The organism is Pseudomonas sp. JV449 (assembly GCF_032424295.1).
Lineage (GTDB): Bacteria > Pseudomonadota > Gammaproteobacteria > Pseudomonadales > Pseudomonadaceae > Aquipseudomonas > Aquipseudomonas marginalis.
Window position 1 is genome coordinate 1 of record NZ_VYKD01000023.1, and the last position, 14,640, is coordinate 14,640.

Genomic DNA, 14,640 nt, shown 5'->3' on the forward strand with positions numbered 1-14,640 from the left:
ACTAATCACATGCCTACCCCCGCATCCCCACCCGACCGAGCCCACCCCATGAATCCACTCTCCCTCCTGAAAAAATCCCGGCCCGCTCGCCAAGGCACCACCACCCTCACCAGCACCGCCAACAATCTGGACGCCGCCCTCACCGCCCTACGCATCAACCCCTCCCTGATCACCGGCTTCATCTCCCCCCATCTGGACATCGACGCCATCGCCGCCAAGCTCAAGCGCCGTTTCCCCCAGTCCACCCTCAGCCTGTGCACCACCTCCGGCGAGCTCTGCAATGCGCCCGGTTCGCTGTATTGCGCCACCGGTGAGCGCTGGGACCGGGTTGTGTTGCAGCTGTTCGACGACAGTCTGATCGCCTCGGCCGAGGTGGTGATGGTGCCACTGGAGTGTGAGGACATTCGCGGTGGCGGCACTCGCCTGGGGATGCAGGAGCGGATTGCCAAGTTGGTGGCCAATATCAAGCGGGTGCAGGTGCGTACGTCGATTGATCATCGCGATACGTTGGCGTATGTGGTGTTCGATGGGTTGTCGGCGTCGGAGTCGTTTTTCATGGAGGCGCTGTATGAGTCAGGGCGGTTTCCGTGTTTGTTTGTGGGGGGATCGGCCGGGGGTAAGTCGGATTTCCAGAAGACGCTGATTCATGACGGCCAGCGCAGTTATCAGAACCATGCGCAGATTGTGTTCTTGAAGACGGCGGCCCATGTGCGGTTTGGGGTGTTCAAGAGCCAGAATTTCAAGGCGGCGGATTTGACCTTCAGTGTGCTGACGGCGTCGGTGGAGGACCGCACCATTGACCAGGTGATCGACAGCAGCGGCAATATCAAGAGCATGGTGCAGGCGCTGTGTGATGCGTTCAGTTGCGCGCCACAGGCGTTGGAGTCGAAGCTGGCGGATTATTCGTTTGCGATTCGGGTGGGCAGTGAGTTGTTTGTGCGGTCTATCGCGCGTATCGATTATGAGCAGCAGATCGTGCAGTTGTTTTGCGACGTGGCGCCGGGCGAGGAGTTGGTGATGGTGCGGCGTACGCCGTTGCGTGAGGCGACGCGCCTGGACTATGAGCAGTTCTTGCGTGGTAAGGGTGGCCAGCCGGTGGCGGGGATTTTGAATGACTGCATTCTGCGCCGGCTGAACAACGGCTCCGAGCTGGGCAGCATGGCCGGCATTTTTGGAGATGTGCCGTTGGCGGGGTTTTCGACCTTCGGGGAGATTTTGGGCCTGAACCTGAACCAGACGCTGACGGCGATTTTCTTCTTTCGGGTGGCCAAGGGTGCGAGTTTCAGTGATGAGTACGTGGACAATTTCATCGCCCATTACGGCGAGTTCAAGGCGTTTTTCCTACGGCGTCAGGTGAAGAAGCTGGCGGGGTTGAACCATGTGGTGGTCAAGCAGATTACCGCGTTCAAGAACAATGATTTCACCGACACCCTGAATACCCGAGGCCTGGACCGTAATATCCTGCCAGTCTTCGAGGGCCTGGCCGACTTGGGCCTGGTGTTGGCCCAGGCCGAGCGTCAGCAGGAGGACATCGCTTCGCAGCTCAAGCATTACTCCGGCGAGTTGCACGCCTCGATGGATGAACTGGTGGGCACGATTGGCCAGCAGAACAGCGTGTCTGCCCAGGCCGGGGCCACGGTGGAAGGGCTGTCGAGCCAGGCGGATGTCGCGGTGCAGGGCGCACGTACGCTGGCGGGGTCGAGTTTGCGTATTCAGTCGATTGTGCAGGTGATCCAGCAGATCGCCGGGCAAACCAATTTGCTGGCGCTCAACGCGGCCATTGAAGCCGCGCGCGCCGGCGACCTCGGCCGTGGCTTTGCGGTGGTGGCAGACGAGGTGCGCAAGCTGGCGGAAATCACGCGCAAGAATGCGGCGGAAATTGGTGTGGATATCGACTTGTTGTCGAGTGAGATCCAGCGGGTGGCCCAGCAGATTGAAGACCAGTCCACCGGGGTGGGTGCGCTGCGGGAGATGCTGGATGTGCTGGAGGCGTCGAGCCGCGCCACCGAAGGCACGGCGCAACGGACCAAGACCATTGCCGATACGTTGACCGGGCTCACCCATGCGTAGGCGCTAGCAGCAGGTAAAAAAACGGCGCGGGGCTCATGGCACTGAACGGGGAATTCAGTGCATGATGCGTCGCTCATATCAAGGACGATAACAACCGTGAAAAGCGCCCTCGCCGCCCTGCTATTGCTGTGCCTGACCGCTCCCGCCTTCGCCGCCGAAAACCCCGTCGGCTTCAAGACCGTCACCCTGCCCGATACGCAAGAAAACCGACCACTCGAACTGGTCGTCTGGTACCCCGCCACCACCACCGCCAAACCCACCCTGATCGCCGACAACGCGGTATTCATCGGTGCCCTCGCCGTACCCGACGCCCCGCCGGCTGCCGGTGAGCATCCGCTGGTGGTGCTCTCCCACGGGTATGGCGGTAACTGGGGCAAGCAGGTGTGGCTGGCCAGTGCGTTGGCGCATCAGGGCTACATCGTGGCGGCGGTCAACCACCCCGGCACCACCACCAAGGATCGCAACCTGCAAACCGCCGCGCAGTTATGGCAACGCCCGGCCGACCTGAGCCGCGTGATCGACGCGGTATTGGCCCAGCCGAAGCCATTTGGCGCGGTCGCGAATGGCCAGATTGCCGCCGTGGGCCATTCCCTTGGCGGCTGGACCGTGCTGGAAATCGCCGGGGCGCGCTTCGACCCCGAGCTGTTCAGCCGCGACTGCAGCGCCCACCCCAAGCTCGGCGGCTGCATCGGCTATCAGGAGATGAATCCCGCTGGCACGCCAGAAGGTAAAGCGCGCTTGGCGGCGGATTTGAGCGACAAGCGCGTCACCGCCATCGTGTCCCTGGACCTGGGCCTGTCGCGCGGCTTCACCGACGCCAGCCTGGCTGCGCTGCCGGTACCGGCGCTGGTGATTGCGGGGGGTGTGCCGTCGGAAGATATGGACCCGCAGTTGGAGTCCGCTGATATGGTCAAGCGCCTGCCTGAAGCAACGACCAAGTATGTGGAGATCAGCGACGCCACCCACTTCAGCTTTATGTCGATCTGCAAGCCGGGCGGCATGGCGTTGATTGAGGAGAGTTCGCCAGGCGACGGCATGATTTGCCGCGATGGTGAGGGGGCTCGGCCACGGGCGGTGATTCAGCAGCAGGTGGTGGGGCTGATCAGTGAGTTTTTGGGGCGCAAAGCGCCTAACTAAAGAAAAGGCTATTCAAGAAAAAACGAATCAAATACGATGCAGAAGTGCATTAACCCTCACAAATGCATTGTATAGGATGCAAAAACTGTGGACGATTTAGGTTTCCTGATCAAAAACCTGCGAAAGGCAGCTGGCCTTTCCCAAAGCCAGCTCGCACTTCGGCACGGTATGAGTCGTGCAACCATCTCCGGAATCGAGAACAACACCATCCCCGAAGTGGGAATTCGCAAGGTGGCTGCGATCCTTGAAGGGTTAGGGTACGAGTTAACCGCGACACCTAAGCGTCGACGCAAAACGCTGGATGAACTGAAAGCAGAAAACGTCCATGACTAGACCAAGCGATCGGCTGCACATCGGCACCAGCGGAGTGCCTGCCGGAATACTCGGGCGCGGCGAAGAAAACCAGCGCGATTCGGTGTTTTCGTATAACCCGGCAGTCACCGAAAAGAACGCGGTTTCCCTGACCATGCCGGTGCGCCTGGAGAGCTACATCTGGGCGTATGGCATCCATCCCCTGTTTGAGATGCATCTCCCCGAAGGCCACCTGAAAGCGGAGCTTGTGCGACGTTTCAGCAAGTCAGTGCGAGGCTTTGATGACTTCACATTGCTGGGTATCGTCGGCCCCCATCAACTGGGCCGCATCAGCGTCGCCCGAGCCACTGCGGATGAATTACTACCTGAAATAAAACTCTCCGAGCTGCTCGTGTATGACGGGGCGAAAGATCTGTTCGACGACCTGATGAAAACCTACGCAGCCTACTCAGGCGTTTCGGGCGTTCAGCCGAAGGTACTGGTGCGCAACGTTGACGATACGAATCCTGACGTTGCGCGTCTCACCCATCGTGGCGCTACGCACTTGGTGAAGGCCTTCAATGATTCAGACTTCGCGCAACTGGCCGCCAATGAGTTTTTCTGCATGCGCGCGGCATTTCATACAGGCCTTGAAGTGCCTGAATGCCAGTTGAGTCAGCAGGGTAAGTTTCTGGTGGTCAAACGGTTCGACATCGGTGAAAGCGCCTACCTTGGTTTTGAAGATATGTGCGTTTTATCCGGATGGGGGACAGATAAAAAGTACGACGGTAGCTACCAGGGTTGCGCGAAGTTGATCAAGACTTACGTCTCTCCTTCTCTTGTGACCAAGGCACTTGAGGACTTTTTTATGATGGTGGCGCTCTGCGCCGGCATACAAAATGGAGACGGGCACTTGAAGAATTTCGGCCTGCTCTATGAGAACTGCGCAGAAGACGCCGATATTTGGCTCGCGCCAGCTTACGACCTTGTGACGACCACGGTGTATCAAGTCAACGACATTATGGGTCTGTTGCTCGGCGGTTCAAAGGCTTGGCCAAAACGTAAGATGCTGGTCCAGTTCGGGCGCAGTTCGTGCAGTTTGACAGAAGCCCGTTGCAATGAATTGCTCGCCAGAGTCCACAGCGGTATGAGCCGTGCAATGGTGGAGCTTTCGGAGTATCGAAGCACCCATCCGGAGTTTGATGTTGTTGGGGAAAAGATGACCGCTGCATGGGCAACAGGGCTGGCGAGGAGTATTGAACCGGCGTGATTGTGCTTGCTTGGTATAGGGCGGTGATTCAGCAGCACGGCTGACTATTTATCGTTTTAACTTTATTGAACGGCGGAGCGAACATGCAAGAAAGTAAACCACTGAAGGGACTGGGCGGTTGGCTGATCGTGGTTGGGTTGGGCCTGTTTATAGCCTTGGCGCGTCTGGGTTATGCCCTTATCGCGGTGTATTACCCGATATTCGCAGATGGCGCGTTTAGTACCCTCACCTCATCCGGCCCGACGATGACTAACGCCCTGTGGGGCGCGATCCTGATTTCAGAAACCCTCGTCAATGCAGTCTTTATCGCGGCCTTTGGTTATTTGGTTTACCTGTTCTTCTGCGAACATTATTTATTCCCCAAGGTTTATATCGTCACGCTCATTGCCTCGGCTGTTTACGTTCCACTTGATGCATGGTTCAGCTCGCTTGTTCTGGTGGATGAACCCATATTCGACTACAACACGACCAAGGAAACCGTCCGCGGATTGGTGTCCACCTCGATCTGGGTCCCCTACATACTGTTCTCCAAAAGGGTCAAGGCAACGTTTGTCCAACGCCGGCCGGTTGCGGCGCAAGCGCCTGGCCCCGTCAGCCTTTGACGCGGTGAGCATCGAGCCTGCCCGATGACCGGCTGGCGCTCACCGGCAAAGAAAAACGCCACCACCAGCCACACCCTGCCAGGCAGGCTGCCCCCATCACATCGATAGCACTGATGATTACTATCGAACCTCTCGCCTAGCGTTGCCGAGCCCGATTCCTATAATAACCTTCTAATTTTTCACCCTCGCCTGGCCTCAGGCAACATCCCCCCCTTGGAACCCAGCATCATGCCAAGCGCCCTCCAGGCCCCCAGCGGCCGTCCCGAACATAATCAACAAAGCCTCAAACAGCAGTGGCTGGCGATTCTCTCGGTCGCGGTGGGCGCCTTCGCCCTGGTGACCAGTGAATTCCTGCCGGTGGGTGTACTCAACGACGTCGCCGCCGACCTCGGTATCAGTGCCGGTCGCGCCGGGCTGATGGTGACGCTGCCGGGCATCATGGCTGCCCTCGCCGCGCCGTTCCTGTCGGTGAGCATTGGCGCCATGGACCGTCGTTACCTGCTGATCGGCCTGACGCTGATCATGATCATCGCCAACTCGGTCGTGGCCTTTGCCAGTGACTTCAACCTGCTGCTGTTCGGCCGCGTATTGCTGGGCATCAGCATCGGCGGGTTCTGGGCCACGGCCATTGCCCTCAGTGGGCGGTTGGCGCCCAAGGGCGTGGGCGTCGCGAAGGCCACCTCGATCATCATGATGGGCGTGACCCTGGCCACCGTGCTCGGCGTGCCCGTCGGTACCTGGCTCAGCGGCCTGATGGGCTGGCGCATGACGTTCCTGGTCACTGCGTTGCTGGGCGTGCCGGTGCTGCTGGCGCAGGTGTTCCTGCTGCCGCGGCTCACCCCGGAGAAGGCCATTCGCATCAGTGACCTGCCGGCGTTGTTTATCAACCCACAGGCGCGGATCGGGTTGATCGCGGTGCTGTTGATCGGCCTGGCGCACTTTGCGGCCTATACCTATGTCGCGCCGTTCTTCAAATACAGTTCCGGCTTCGACGGGCCGACGATTGGTTCGCTGTTGCTGCTCTTCGGCGTGGCCGGGGTGTTCGGCAATATCTTTGCCGGTTTCGCCGCCAACCGCAGCGTGCGTCACACCCTGTTGCTGGTGGCGCTGATGATCGGCACCAGCACCGCGCTGTTCCCCCACTTCGCCACCGGCATGACCGGCGCAGCGATGCTGATCGGGCTGTGGGGCTTCGCCTTCGGCGCCTTCCCGGCCTGTGCCAGTATCTGGATGTTTGTGGTGGCGCCCAAGGATGTCGAACGCGGCATGCCGCTGTTTGTGGCCTTGTTCCAAGTAATCATTGCCTTGGGCTCGTTCTTCGGTGGGCGGATCGTCGACCAGTTGGGCAGCTCGGTGCTGTTGAGCCTGGCCACGGCGCTGCTGGGCTGCGGTTTTGTCACCGTGCTGGTGTTGGGGCGCAACGTCAGTAATAGCCTGGCGACCCAGCCTGGCTAGGCCTGTGCGGCGGCTACGTGGGGAGCTGTCGCCATTTTTAAGCTGGTATCATCGCGGCCTGTCCAACCCGGGTACAACCTATGAATCGCCAGAAAAAACTGCAACAGCTGTTCAAGGCCAAAGCCAAAAAGGCCAGCGCCAAATTGGCACCGAAATCCAAGGATAAGTACATCAGCAAGGCCGAGCGGGAAAAGCTGGCGGCTGAGGCCGCCCAGGCGCCAGACATGTCCCCCGAGGGTTAACTCAGCAACCGCTCAGCGCTTCGGGCCGGCGCTCACCGGCAAAGAAAAACGGCCGCAGGCGCACGCCCACGCCGTTGCCGATAAACGCCGCCACCAGCCACACCCAGCCATGCAGGCTGCCCGAGGCGATGCCGCTGAAGTACGCGCCGATGTTGCAGCCGTAGGCCAGGCGCGAGCCGTAGCCGAGCAGCAGGCCGCCGATCACTGCGGCCAGCAGCGAGCGGGCCGGGATCTTCAGGCTGGGGGCAAAGCGTCCGGCCAGGCCGGCGGCCAACAGCGCACCGAGGACGATACCGATGTCCATGACGCTGGTGATGTCTTCCCACACCGGCGCAGCCAGGGCCTTGGCGTTGCCCGGCATTTGCCAGAACGCCCAGCTGGCCACGTCCACACCCAACCCGTTTGCCACCTTGGCGCCCCACAGCGCGAAGGCCGAGGTAATCCCCCACGGCCGCCCGGCCAGCGCCAGGGTGGCGTAGTTGAGCAACGCCAAACCAATCGCGCCCCATACCAACGGCCATGGCCCACGCAGGAATCGGCGCAGGCCTTGGTGTTCGCTGGTCACGCCTTCTTCAAGCTGGCCGTGGCGGCGCTTTTCCAGGCTCACGGTGACGGCCGCGATGAGCGCAAACATGGCCAGGCTGGCGAGCAACGCGGGCACTACGCCGAAGCTCTTGACGATGGACACCGCCGGGAACGCCGGCAATGCAAACCACCAGTCCACATGGTGGGTGGCGATCAGCGAGCCGCAGATAAAGAACAACAGCGTCACCAGCATGCGCGCATTACCGCCGCCCACCGTGAACAGCGTGCCCGAGGCACACCCGCCGCCCAACTGCATGCCGATGCCGAAAATAAACGCGCCGAACACCACCGACACCCCGGCCGGCGCCACCAGCCCGACCACCGGTTGCCCGAACAACGTGCCCGCCCCCAGCGCCGGGAAAAACAGCAGCACCGCCAGCGCGAGCATCACCATCTGCGCCCGCAGGCCAGCGCCACGGCGATCATTGATAAACACGCGCCAGGCAGAGGTGAAGCCGAAGGCAGCGTGGTAAAGGGTCAAGCCCAGCGCGGCGCCAACCACCAGCAACAGCACCTGGCGCGAACCGACGCTGTTTTGCAGGAACAGGGCGCCCAGCACCAGGATGAAAAAGGCCACCAGCGGCGCGACAGGCTTGCGCGCAGGGGTGAGGGAAAGAGAGGTGCTCATGGGGTATCTCGGTTTGATTTGAAGGGGTGATTGCGAAGGGGCGAGTATAACCTGTGGGCGTTGTCGATCTTCAGCGAGGCTGCGATAGCGATGTGTCAGGCAACGTAGATGCAAGCGATGCCACCGTCAGCGCAGCCTCGCCAGGGCTCGATAACTCTTATCAAATCAAAATAACCAATTGATTTTTAAGGATTAAAACTTAACAAAAAAGTCTTGAGTCTTGCATAAACAATTTCAGGCTGACCGAATTCCTGTGGTGAGCGGGCTTGTCCCGCGTTGGGGTGCGAAGCGCCTCTGATGAAGATGAATGCGGTGTATCAGGTACTCCTCCGCGCCTGGTTTTGGGGCTGCTGCGCAGCCCAACGCGGGACAAGCCCGCTCACTACAGGGTCCCAGTTGGCTACACAACAGCCTCTCGCTGCGGTCACCTTGTATAGGGGGGTGGGGTATGACACACTCCGCCGCACTATAGGTAGGGGGGTATACCGTGGGCCATATCGCAGCCAAGAAAGACAGCCTGATAAAACGGGTCAAGCGCATCGCCGGGCAGATTCAGGCGGTGGAAAAAGCCCTGGCGTCGGACGCCGACTGCGCCAAGACCCTGCACCTGGTGGCCGCTACGCGCGGCGCCATCAACGGCTTGATGGAAGAAATCATCGAAGAACACGCCAGGGCGCACGTGGCCGATCCCTCCCTCAGCGAGGAAGAACGCAGCAAGGGCGTCGAAGAACTGCTCGAAGCCATCCGGCGCTACGCCAAATGACGCCCACGACCCACCACGCCCACGACCATGTGTTCCTCGGCGCCGCCCACGACGAGAACGCCAGGCGCACCCTGTGGGTGGTGATGCTGACGGTGGTGATGATGGTGGCGGAAATTGCCGCCGGCTACCTCACCGGCTCCATGGCCCTGCTGGCCGACGGTTTTCATATGGCGACCCATGCCGGTGCCTTGGGCATTGCCGCCGCAGCCTATGCCTATGCCAAACGCCATGCGCGCAGCCCGCGCTACAGCTTCGGCACCGGCAAGGTGGGCGACCTGGGTGGCTTCGCCTCGGCGCTGATCCTGGCGCTGGTGGCCCTGGGCATTGGCGTCGAGTCGGTGATCCGCCTGCTGAAACCCACCGAGGTGCAGTTCGGTACCGCCACCCTGATTGCCGTCGTGGGCCTGGTGGTGAATATCGTCAGTGCGCTGTTGCTGGGCCACGGTCACAGCCATGAGCACGATCACGAGCACCACCACGGCAGCGACAACAACCTCAAATCCGCCTATGTGCATGTGCTCGCCGATGCGCTGACCTCGGTCCTCGCCATCGCCGCCTTGCTGGCCGGGCGTTACCTGGGCTGGGTGTGGCTGGACCCGGTGATGGGTATCGTCGGTGCCATCGTGATCGCGCGCTGGGCCTGGAGCCTGATGGGGGTGACCGCCGGTGTGCTGTTGGATCAAACCGATGAGCACGTCGCCGCCGAGATCCGCGAGTTGGTCGAGCAACCCGGCGACGCCAGGATTACCGACCTGCACGTGTGGCGCGTGGGCCCCGACGCCCACGCAGCGATCGTGAGTGTGCTCGGCCAGGCGACCACGGATGCCGACACCCTTCGCGAGCGTCTCAAGGCGGTGCATGAAGTGAGCCACCTCACCATTGAGTTTCGTTCGGCGTAAGCCTTTACCCCCCCAGGTGACCCCTTGGCTAAAGACATCGAAAACCCCTGCGTCTCCACCTGCCAGCTCAGCGGCGACCTGTGCGTCAGCTGTGGCCGCAGCAAGGACGAGATCCGCAAGTGGAAACGCATGAAACGCCCCGAGAAAATGGCCGCCGTGCAACGTGCAACCCAACGCTTGAAAGCGTTGAAAAAAGCCAGGTAAGCCGCTTGATCAGGAGCGCCCCACCGACCCCGATACCGGAAGGTTACCCAGCAATTTGAGCCCGGTGCTTTTCACGAAGGTGTCGTAGTCCATCGGCTTCTGGATACGCGTTTCGGCGTTGGGCAGCACGTAGGCCCAGGCGCGCTGGCTGGAGGCGTCGTACACCAGCTTGAACAGGCGCGTCGGCACCCAGACCTTGTTGGCGCCGATGGTGCTGTAGCCCGGGTCGAACAGCGGCCCGGTGAACACATACACGTCACCGCCCGCGCGCACCGCGAACTTGCGCACGTCGGCCTCGACCTTACTCCAGATCTTGCGGTTGTTGGTGGGGTCCTGAGGCACCATGTTCGACAGCGCAAACGACTGGGCCATGGCCTTGGCATCGGGGGCATCGGCGGCCGGGGATTGATGGCCGCGATCCATGGCCGGTTGCTGGCCATGGTAGTCGCTCAACTCGGCCCGCGCGCCCTTGGGAATGCGCGGGTCCGCGTAGAAATGGTTGGTCCGTTCCTCGCCTTTGGCGTCCTTGAGCTGGCGGGCGTTGAGGCGCTCGACCACCACCAGCGGCGTCTTGCTGGTTTGCGAATACAGCACGGCGAAATGGTCGGAGCACAGCGCCAGGGGTTTCATGCTGGCGGGGATGGTTGCGGTTTTGATCGGCGTCGCGCCAGGGAATACATCGGCACAGCTGTCGAACGACAACTGCCGTTCCTGAGTGGAATAAAGGTCTATCGCACCACGGGCATGCGCCCCGGCCGAAAACAGGATAAAGGCCGATAGCCCAACTGCAATGTTGCGTAGGTACATGGATTGAATCTTCGAAGGAAAGTGAAGCGGCAGGCTCCGCGTACGGAGCCAAGTGAATGATATTTCGAGGATTATGGACTAGCAGATGTCAGATTAGTGCCCGAGCGACGCCGGCTTTCCCGCACCCCGCGCGCCCGGCTTGAAGCCATGGGCGCTGGCCACCCAGGCAATGGCAAACGACACGGCCACCAACAGCAGCATCGCCCACGCAAATGCGCCCACGCCCCAGGTGTCCAGCAGCACGCCACCGACCACGCCGCTGCCGGCAATCGCGCTGTTCCACGCCACCACGTTCAGCGACAGCGCCACATCCGCGCCCTCTCCCGCCGCATCCGCCAGGGCGGTTTGCAGCAAGGTCGCGGCGCCGCCGAAGCTCAGGCCCCAGACCGCCACGCCGAGGTAAATCACCTGCGGCATCGTTCCCAGTAAGCCGAACACCAGGCTGATGAGCGCAAAGCTCGCCAGGCTTGCCAGCACGGTGTTGCGCAATAACGGCTCAACCAGCCTGGCCGTGAGCCAAATCCCCGCCAGCGCAGCGATCCCGAAGACCAGCAACACCAGGTCCACGCGCTCGGCCAAACCGGCCGGCGCCACGAACGGTGCGATGTAGGTGTACAGAATGTTGTGCGCCAGCATCCAACTGATCACCACCGCCAGCACAGGGCGCACGCCCGGCGTGGTCAGCACCTTGCCCAGCGACAGGCGTTGATGGGCGGGCTGCGGCGCGTAGTCCGGGACTTTTACCAGCACCCAGGCGATCAGTATCAGGCTCACCGCCGACATCAGGCCGAAGGTGGTGCGCCAGCCCACCAGGCCACCGAGCCAGGTGCCCAGCGGCACTCCCAACGACAGCGCAATCGGCGTGCCGACCATCGCCAGCGCCAGTGCCTTGCCCTGTTGGTGGGGCGCAACCATGCGCCGGGCGTAACCGGCCAGCAGGCTCCAGGCCAACCCCGCCGCCACCCCGGCAAAGAAGCGCGCCACCAGCGTCACGCCATAGTGGGACGACAACGCAGTGATCGAGTTGAACAGCAGGAAACCGACGATGGTCAGCAGCAGCACATTGCGCCGGCGCCAGCCACGGGTGGCGATGGTCATGGGGATCACCGCCAGCACCGAGCCCAGCGCATACGCGGTGACCATCTGCCCGGCCATCGACGGCGAAATCGCCAGGCCATCGCTGATCAACGGCAACAGGCCGGCGGGCAGGGTTTCGGTGACGATACAGATGAAGCCCGTCATCGCCAGGGCGAGCAAGGCACCGATGGGCAGGCGCTCGGAGGCGGCCGATAAAGTGAGTGAGGGGGTCACGGGAAACTCCTTGGGCAAGACATAGATACTGATCGATATAAATGTTGCGGGCGATTGGTGCGCGTTGTCAACGACTTATGTATCGACTAGTATTTATCTCGCTTTCCCACCGGAGACCTGACATGGCACAAATGGGCCGCCCCCGCACCTTCGACCGCGAACACGCCGTGGAACAGGCCATGCACCTGTTTTGGCAGCATGGCTACGACGCCACTTCCCTGGCTCAACTCAAGGCGGGCTTGGGTGGCGGGATCTCCGCGCCGAGTTTCTACGCGGCGTTCGGCTCCAAGGAGGCGTTGTTCGACGAGTGTGTGCAGCGCTACCTGGCGACCTACGCCCAGGTCACCGAATGCCTGTGGGACGACACCCTGCCCCCGCGCCAGGCCGTCGAAACCGCGCTGCGCCAGTCGGCGCGCATGCAATGCGAAGACGGGCACCCCAAAGGCTGCATGGTGGCGCTGGGCGTGATGAGTGCGCCCAGCCCGGAAAATGCGCGGGTGGCCGACGGGTTGACCCAGTCGCGCCTGCGTACGCGGGCGGGGATTGTGGCGTGCGTGGAGCGCGCGGTTCGGTTGGGCCAGTTGCCGCAACAGACCCAGCCCGCCGTGATGGCGAGTGTGTTTGACAGTTTTTTGCAGGGGGTGTCGATCTTGGCGCGGGACAATGTGCCCCATGCCACCCTCGACGCGGCGATCAGCCAGTTGCTGATGAGCTGGGATGTTGCCGCGTCAACGGTACCTCCCCGTAGCACACCTTCGAAATAACCGCCTTCCATGGGGGGGATAACCCAGCGGATGTTCAGCCCCGGCGATATAAATACGGCGCTCCCTGCGGGCCACGCTTGCTTTCGCTGATGGCACACCGCTAATCTTGCGAATAATTCTTATCCGCAGACGTATTCTTCCATGTCGGCAAGCAACCTTCCCTTGAACCAGGCTGTCCATGCGCTCTACACCGAGCACCATGGCTGGCTGTTCGGCTGGCTGCGCAAAAAGCTGGGTTGCCCCCATAACGCCGCGGATCTTTCCCACGATACGTTTGTGCGAATCCTCGCCTCCCGCGATGCCCTCGGTGGCATGCGCGAGCCCCGGGCGTTTCTCACCACAACGGCGCGCCACCTGATTATCGACCGCGCACGCCGCCGCCGGTTGGAAGAGGCCTACCTGCGGGAACTGGCGCAGACCGTCGAGATGATGGAGCAATGCCAACAGTCGCCGGAACAAATCCTCGTCACCCTGGAAGCGCTGGAGCAGATCGCCTTCGTGCTCGACGGCCTGGCCCTGAATGCGCGGCAGGCGTTCCTGCTGTACTTCCTCGAAGGCCTGCGCCAAAGCGACATCGCCAGCCGCCTGGGGATTTCCGAGCGCATGGTGCGCAAGCATTTGATGAACGCACTGATGCACTGCAACCACGCGTTGGACGTATGAGCAGCGACCTCGACCAGCAGGCCGCCAACTGGGTGATTCGCCTGAATGAAGGCAACCTCAGCGAGCGCGAGCAACAGCAATTCGAACGCTGGAAGGCCGCCGACCCACGGCACGTGGCGGCGTTTGAGCGCTTGCAGGGTTTTGTCGGGCGTTTGCAGGCGTTGCGCCCGCAACAGGCGCCGGTGCAGGCCGCGCTGGAAGCGGCACGGGTACGTCGGCGCAACCCGGCCGGCCGCGTGCTGCTGGGCCTGTTGCTGGCGTTGCCGGTGGCCCTGGCACTGCGAACCTACCCGCCCGGTTACTGGCTGGCCGACCAGCGCACCGCCCCGGCGCAATGGCAGCGGGTCGACCTGGAAGATGGCTCGCAATTGACCCTCGGCGGCAACAGCGCCGTCGACCTGACTTTCAACGGCCAGCAGCGCCAGGTGCGCTTGCTGCGCGGCGAAATCCTCGTGCAAGTGGCCCATGATGCGACGCGGCCGTTTACGGTGGTGACCGACGACGGCCAGATGCGTGCCCTCGGCACGCGCTTCACGGTCAAGCGCGAAGCACCGGGCACACTGCTGGGTATGCTCGAATCCACCGTCGCCGCCACCGACGCCAGCCGGCATGACGCCGTCCAGGTCAGCGCCGGCGAACAGGCACGCATCACCCCGGACGCGGTCACGCTGTTGGGCAAGATCGACCCACGCGCCACGGACGACGCCTGGAAACACCATCAATTGGTGGTGCAGGACCGGCCGTTACCGGAGGTACTCGACGAACTCGCGCGCCAGTACGGCGGCCACGTGCAGTTCGATCGCCAGCAGTTGGCCGACCTGCGCGTGTCCGCGGTGTTGCCGCTGGATAACCCGCGGCGCGCCCTGCAATTGATTGCCGACGGCCTGCCGGTGCGTATCCGCGCATTCAGCCCGTTGTGGTTGCAGGTCGAACGCCTGGAAAAATAGTT

General features: G+C 62.0%; 16 protein-coding genes. 13 read left to right on the forward strand and 3 right to left on the reverse strand.

The window, feature by feature from the left end; all coding sequences use genetic code 11:
• Window positions 1-48: 48 nt before the first annotated feature.
• From F6S08_RS21425 to F6S08_RS21455, 7 genes are all read left to right on the forward strand, one after another.
• A complete protein-coding gene (locus tag F6S08_RS21425) occupies window positions 49-2,070 on the forward strand; it encodes a methyl-accepting chemotaxis protein (RefSeq protein WP_315872317.1) in 2,022 nt (673 codons plus the stop codon).
• 96 nt (window positions 2,071-2,166) lie between these two features.
• Complete coding sequence (locus tag F6S08_RS21430; RefSeq protein WP_065923878.1) at window positions 2,167-3,207, forward strand: alpha/beta hydrolase family protein; 1,041 nt, start codon at window positions 2,167-2,169, stop codon at window positions 3,205-3,207.
• A gap of 87 nt (window positions 3,208-3,294) precedes the next feature.
• Entirely contained in the window at window positions 3,295-3,540 is a 246-nt protein-coding gene (locus F6S08_RS21435) for a helix-turn-helix domain-containing protein (protein WP_027604011.1), read from the forward strand.
• A complete protein-coding gene (locus F6S08_RS21440; protein WP_065923879.1) occupies window positions 3,533-4,768 on the forward strand; it encodes a type II toxin-antitoxin system HipA family toxin in 1,236 nt (411 codons plus the stop codon). The genes F6S08_RS21435 and F6S08_RS21440 overlap by 8 nt, the downstream gene beginning before the upstream one ends.
• 83 nt (window positions 4,769-4,851) lie before the next feature.
• Window positions 4,852-5,370: a DUF2569 domain-containing protein gene (locus F6S08_RS21445; protein WP_065923880.1), complete on the forward strand. Its 519-nt coding sequence runs from the start codon at window positions 4,852-4,854 to the stop codon at window positions 5,368-5,370.
• 228 nt (window positions 5,371-5,598) lie between these two features.
• On the forward strand, window positions 5,599-6,825 hold the full coding sequence (locus F6S08_RS21450; protein ID WP_315872318.1) for an MFS transporter: 1,227 nt from the start codon (window positions 5,599-5,601) through the stop codon (window positions 6,823-6,825).
• 80 nt (window positions 6,826-6,905) lie between these two features.
• On the forward strand, window positions 6,906-7,067 hold the full coding sequence (locus F6S08_RS21455) for a DUF2986 domain-containing protein (RefSeq protein ID WP_065923882.1): 162 nt from the start codon (window positions 6,906-6,908) through the stop codon (window positions 7,065-7,067).
• Window position 7,068: 1 nt separating this feature from the next.
• Here the strand turns inward: F6S08_RS21455 and F6S08_RS21460 are convergent, their stop codons facing one another.
• On the reverse strand, window positions 7,069-8,280 hold the full coding sequence (locus F6S08_RS21460) for a YeeE/YedE family protein (RefSeq protein ID WP_074847355.1): 1,212 nt from the start codon (window positions 8,278-8,280) through the stop codon (window positions 7,069-7,071).
• A 487-nt stretch (window positions 8,281-8,767) separates the two neighbouring features.
• Here F6S08_RS21460 and F6S08_RS21465 point away from each other — a divergent pair, with 487 nt between their 5' ends.
• The 3 genes from F6S08_RS21465 to F6S08_RS21475 are packed head-to-tail and all read left to right on the forward strand — an operon-like array spanning window position 8,768 to window position 10,146.
• A complete protein-coding gene (locus F6S08_RS21465) occupies window positions 8,768-9,043 on the forward strand; it encodes a metal/formaldehyde-sensitive transcriptional repressor (protein ID WP_074847356.1) in 276 nt (91 codons plus the stop codon).
• Window positions 9,040-9,942 (forward strand): CDF family Co(II)/Ni(II) efflux transporter DmeF, encoded by a 903-nt coding sequence (gene dmeF, locus F6S08_RS21470; protein ID WP_065923884.1) that lies wholly within the window; start codon window positions 9,040-9,042, stop codon window positions 9,940-9,942. Before F6S08_RS21465 ends, dmeF begins: the two co-directional genes overlap by 4 nt.
• 24 nt (window positions 9,943-9,966) lie before the next feature.
• Window positions 9,967-10,146, forward strand: a complete 180-nt coding sequence (locus F6S08_RS21475) for a DUF1289 domain-containing protein (RefSeq protein WP_027604002.1) — start codon at window positions 9,967-9,969, stop codon at window positions 10,144-10,146.
• 9 nt (window positions 10,147-10,155) lie between these two features.
• On the opposite strand, the gene F6S08_RS21480 is transcribed toward F6S08_RS21475, so the two are convergent.
• Together F6S08_RS21480 and F6S08_RS21485 are read right to left on the reverse strand one after the other, a co-directional pair.
• Window positions 10,156-10,953, reverse strand: a complete 798-nt coding sequence (locus tag F6S08_RS21480) for a DNA/RNA non-specific endonuclease (protein WP_315872319.1) — start codon at window positions 10,951-10,953, stop codon at window positions 10,156-10,158.
• A 93-nt stretch (window positions 10,954-11,046) separates the two neighbouring features.
• Window positions 11,047-12,264 carry an MFS transporter gene (locus F6S08_RS21485; RefSeq protein ID WP_074847357.1) on the reverse strand — a complete coding sequence of 406 codons (1,218 nt, stop codon included), beginning with the start codon at window positions 12,262-12,264 and terminating at the stop codon, window positions 11,047-11,049.
• Window positions 12,265-12,386: 122 nt separating this feature from the next.
• Here F6S08_RS21485 and F6S08_RS21490 point away from each other — a divergent pair, with 122 nt between their 5' ends.
• From F6S08_RS21490 to F6S08_RS21500, 3 genes are all read left to right on the forward strand, one after another.
• Window positions 12,387-13,028, forward strand: coding sequence for a TetR/AcrR family transcriptional regulator (locus F6S08_RS21490; protein WP_065947625.1), 642 nt, complete (start codon window positions 12,387-12,389; stop codon window positions 13,026-13,028).
• 141 nt (window positions 13,029-13,169) lie between these two features.
• The gene (locus tag F6S08_RS21495) at window positions 13,170-13,691 is read left to right on the forward strand and encodes a sigma-70 family RNA polymerase sigma factor (protein ID WP_065923888.1); all 522 of its coding nucleotides are present in this window, start codon (window positions 13,170-13,172) and stop codon (window positions 13,689-13,691) included.
• A complete protein-coding gene (locus F6S08_RS21500) occupies window positions 13,688-14,638 on the forward strand; it encodes a FecR family protein (protein ID WP_065923889.1) in 951 nt (316 codons plus the stop codon). Before F6S08_RS21495 ends, F6S08_RS21500 begins: the two co-directional genes overlap by 4 nt.
• Window positions 14,639-14,640 lie beyond the last annotated feature (2 nt).

Bases quoted from the DNA above. Each gene is read 5' to 3' on its own strand.
- F6S08_RS21425 (WP_315872317.1), top strand. From the start codon at position 49: ATGAATCCACTCTCCCTCCTGAAAAAATCCCGGCCCGCTCGCCAAGGC.
- F6S08_RS21440 (WP_065923879.1), top strand. From the start codon at position 3,533: ATGACTAGACCAAGCGATCGGCTGCACATCGGCACCAGCGGAGTGCCT.
- F6S08_RS21445 (WP_065923880.1), top strand. From the start codon at position 4,852: ATGCAAGAAAGTAAACCACTGAAGGGACTGGGCGGTTGGCTGATCGTG.
- F6S08_RS21450 (WP_315872318.1), top strand. From the start codon at position 5,599: ATGCCAAGCGCCCTCCAGGCCCCCAGCGGCCGTCCCGAACATAATCAA.
- F6S08_RS21455 (WP_065923882.1), top strand. From the start codon at position 6,906: ATGAATCGCCAGAAAAAACTGCAACAGCTGTTCAAGGCCAAAGCCAAA.
- F6S08_RS21460 (WP_074847355.1), bottom strand. From the start codon at position 8,280: ATGAGCACCTCTCTTTCCCTCACCCCTGCGCGCAAGCCTGTCGCGCCG.
- dmeF (WP_065923884.1), top strand. From the start codon at position 9,040: ATGACGCCCACGACCCACCACGCCCACGACCATGTGTTCCTCGGCGCC.
- F6S08_RS21480 (WP_315872319.1), bottom strand. From the start codon at position 10,953: ATGTACCTACGCAACATTGCAGTTGGGCTATCGGCCTTTATCCTGTTT.
- F6S08_RS21490 (WP_065947625.1), top strand. From the start codon at position 12,387: ATGGCACAAATGGGCCGCCCCCGCACCTTCGACCGCGAACACGCCGTG.
- F6S08_RS21495 (WP_065923888.1), top strand. From the start codon at position 13,170: ATGTCGGCAAGCAACCTTCCCTTGAACCAGGCTGTCCATGCGCTCTAC.
- F6S08_RS21500 (WP_065923889.1), top strand. From the start codon at position 13,688: ATGAGCAGCGACCTCGACCAGCAGGCCGCCAACTGGGTGATTCGCCTG.